The organism is uncultured Mobiluncus sp. (assembly GCF_902488535.1).
In the GTDB taxonomy this organism is placed as follows: domain Bacteria; phylum Actinomycetota; class Actinomycetes; order Actinomycetales; family Actinomycetaceae; genus Mobiluncus.
In genome coordinates this window covers 1-3,439 of sequence record NZ_CABTWO010000042.1, presented here as the reverse complement: position 1 = coordinate 3,439, position 3,439 = coordinate 1, and the positions used below count along the sequence as shown (strand labels likewise).

Here is a 3,439-nt window from a genome sequence, read left to right as displayed (position 1 = left end):
GGGACGAAATCGTCCGGGGTGGTGCGGATTTTGAAGGATCTGGACACGGACATCAAAGACCGTCACGTCTTAATCGTGGAGGACATTATCGATTCCGGCTTGACCCTGTCTTGGCTGGAGGCAAACCTGCGCACCCGGGGGTGTGCGTCCCTGAATATCGCGACTTTGTTGCGTAAACCCGATGCCGCCAAAGCGGTAGTCAATCCGCGCTACGTCGGTTTCGATATCCCTAACGAATTCGTGGTCGGATACGGCCTGGATTATGCCGAACACTACCGCAACCTGCCGTTTATCGGGCTTTTAGCGCCCCACGTTTACGAAAAGTAGTCGCGCGGCTAATCCTGGGGAAACACGTAGTCGGGATCGATGGCGTCCAGATGCTGGCGCACTTTCGCGTTTTCTTCCTGGGCAGAGCGGTACAGGGCTTCGTAGCTGTCCAGAGTTTTTTCAAAGTCGTGGGGTTTGGCTATATCTAGGCTCATCTTGCCCATAAACTTGCGTTTTTGCTCATTCAAAGCCAGGTCTTCCAGGTAATCGGAGAGAGCCTCGACATCTCCGGGCTGGAACAGGTAGCCGTTGACACCGGGACTCACCAAGTGCGGCAGCCCTACCGCATTCGCCAAGATTACCGGAATCCCCGAACTCAGTGCCTCCAAAGTCGCCAAAGACTGCAGTTCCCCAGTGGAGGCATTGACAAAAATATCGCTGCGTGCATACATCTCAATGAGGGCATCGTCGTCCAGGTAACCATGGAAAGTAACCCGGTCTATGACCCGCAGTTCCGCAGCTTTCCGCCGCAAATCTTCTTTTTTCGTGCCGGTTCCCACAATGTCAAAGTGCAGTTTGGTGGAGGGCTGCAGCAGAGCCAGCGCGGTGATGATGTCGTCCACGTGTTTCTGGTTTTCCAGACGTCCCACGTACAGAAGGTGCGGAATTTGGTGTTTTTCAGCCTTTTGAGCGGCAGCTCGGTGCACGGGCAGATTCACCCCGTTGCTGATAGAGATGCCTCCGCCCAGATGCGCGTGTTCTTTCATGACCGCGATGGCGGCGGGGCTGGGAGCGACCAGACGATCGGCTCGTTGGAACACATTTGCCAGGTCCCTCCAGGCCATATCCGCCAGCAGCTTGCCGATGAACTTCGGTACACAGCAAGAGATACGGTCAAGGAGGTTTTCCGGGGTGAAGTGATTTGTCACAACCAACGGCAGTCCCAATTCGTTGGCGTATTTACACACGACTCGACCCACACTGAGGTGGGATTGCACGTGCACCACATCGGGGTTTATACCCTGCAGAATTCGGCGCACGGTGCTATTAATTTTCCAAGGCATACTCAGAGAGAAACCACGGAGATAGGCAAATTCGTGGGAGCGCATCCGATGCTCGGAAATACCCGCAACGTTGGTGATATACGGCCGGGAAACCGGGGAAGGAGCGATGATATGAACGCTGTGGCCCCGAGCACGCAGCCCGCGAGCCAAGTTCTGAGAAAAAATCGCATTTCCACTCACGTCTGGGGGATAAGAATCAGCCGCGATAACAATCTTCATGATGCTCTCTTTATAGTTGGCGTAAAACTGGGGGAATGCACCCATTTTATAGCTGTTTGGTAGGCTTAAGGTGTTGTACCGGATAACGGAAAAGTGAACATGGACAAGACGAATAAAACTCCAAAGAAAAAACAAATCTCTGGCGGCATTGCGGCCTTTGTAGTCATCGCAATAATCGTGGCTTTCATGGTTTTTTCTGCCCAAGGCGGTCCCACTCGCATTACCACCGACGAAGGTTTGACGTTGTTGCGGGGCAGCACCGTTGAAAAAGTCGTTATCAACGATGGCACCCAGACCGTCAGTATGGAGTTGACCAAGTCCTACCAACGTCCGCGGGTTTACCTGCCCAAAGACGGTCCTTTCGGGTTGAAACCGAATGCGGATGCGGGTAAAAAGGTTTCTTTTTCTTATGTTCGTCCCCAAGCGGAGACGGTTGCGAAAGCGGTAGCCGACGCGAAACCAAAGAAGGGTTTTGATTCTATCTATCCGGTGTCCTCCTGGTGGGAGTCCATGCTCACTTTGATGGTGCCGATGATTATCATCTTTGTGGTGTTTTTCTGGTTTGTTTCGCGCATGGGCGGGGGAATGGGTCCCCTCGGAATGGGTCGAGCCAAGCCTCGAATGTTCAACAAAGAGGACGAAACGAAAGTGACGTTCGCAGACGTTGCGGGGGTCAATGAGGCTGTGGAGGAATTGGAGGAAATCAAAGAGTTCCTGGCGGAGCCCGAAAAGTTTCACAAGCTCGGGGCGAAAATTCCCAAGGGAGTGCTGCTCTACGGTCCTCCCGGCACCGGTAAGACCCTGTTGGCTCGCGCGGTTGCGGGAGAAGCCGGGGTGCCGTTCTTTTCGATGAGCGGTTCCGAGTTCGTCGAGATGTTCGTGGGTATGGGCGCCTCACGAGTGCGGGATTTGTTTGAGCAGGCGCGGGCGGCGGCTCCGGCCATCATTTTTGTTGACGAGATTGACGCGGTGGGTCGCCACCGCGGCACCGGCTTGGGCGGGGGGCACGATGAACGCGAACAGACCTTGAACCAGCTGCTGGTGGAGATGGACGGATTCGATGAACGCACCAACGTCATCATGATTGCCGCTACCAACCGTGCCGACGTGCTCGATCCGGCTTTGCTGCGTCCCGGTCGTTTTGACCGTCAAGTGGCGGTCGAAGCGCCGGATTTAAAGGGACGCGAAGCGATTCTGGCGGTTCACTCCAAGAACAAGCCCTTGGCTCCCGACGCGGATATGAAATCTCTGGCCAAACGCTCCCCCGGATTCACCGGTGCGGATTTGGCCAATGTTTTGAACGAAGCGGCCCTGCTGGCAGCACGTCACAGTCGGGAAGTCATTACCGCTCACGATCTCGATGAAGCGGTGGATCGGGTTATTGCCGGGCCCCAGAAGCATTCCCGGATTATGAACGACCACGACAAACTGGTCACTGCCTACCACGAGGGTGGTCACGCCTTGTGCGCCGCGGCATCGAACTATTCCGACCCCGTGACGAAAGTGACGATCCTGCCCCGTGGACACGCCTTGGGCTACACCATGGTCATGCCCACCGAGGATCGCTATTCCGAGACCCGTAACCAGCTGCTGGATCAGCTGGTTTACGCTATGGGAGGACGAGTCGTAGAGGAAATCGTGTTTCAGGACCCCTCTACCGGGGCGTCTAATGACATTGAAAATGCCACCGCTATCGCCCGCAAGATGGTAACCCGCTGGGGCTTGTCGGCCGGGCTGGGGGCGGTTCGTTACGGTAGCTCCCACGATGAACCTTTTGTGGGCATGGATTACGGCAAAGCGCAAGAGTATTCCGATTCCACCGCCCATGCTATCGACGCGGAGGTGCAAAATTTGATGGAAACCGCCACGCGGGAAGCTTGGTCCATCAT

Annotated in this window: 3 protein-coding genes; 2 read left to right on the top strand and 1 reads right to left on the bottom strand. The window is 55.4% G+C overall.

Features of this window, described 5'->3' with window-relative positions; genetic code table 11:
- Positions 1–327: phosphoribosyltransferase family protein (locus RDL66_RS08920; protein WP_308536637.1), on the top strand; the 327-nt coding region annotated here is incomplete at its 5' end.
- Positions 328–335: 8 nt separating this feature from the next.
- On the opposite strand, the gene RDL66_RS08915 is transcribed toward RDL66_RS08920, so the two are convergent.
- Complete coding sequence (locus RDL66_RS08915; RefSeq protein WP_308536636.1) at positions 336–1,550, bottom strand: glycosyltransferase; 1,215 nt, start codon at positions 1,548–1,550, stop codon at positions 336–338.
- Between the two features lie 99 nt (positions 1,551–1,649).
- Here RDL66_RS08915 and ftsH point away from each other — a divergent pair.
- On the top strand, positions 1,650–3,439 hold a 1,790-nt coding region (ftsH, locus tag RDL66_RS08910; RefSeq protein WP_308536634.1), incomplete at its 3' end, for an ATP-dependent zinc metalloprotease FtsH.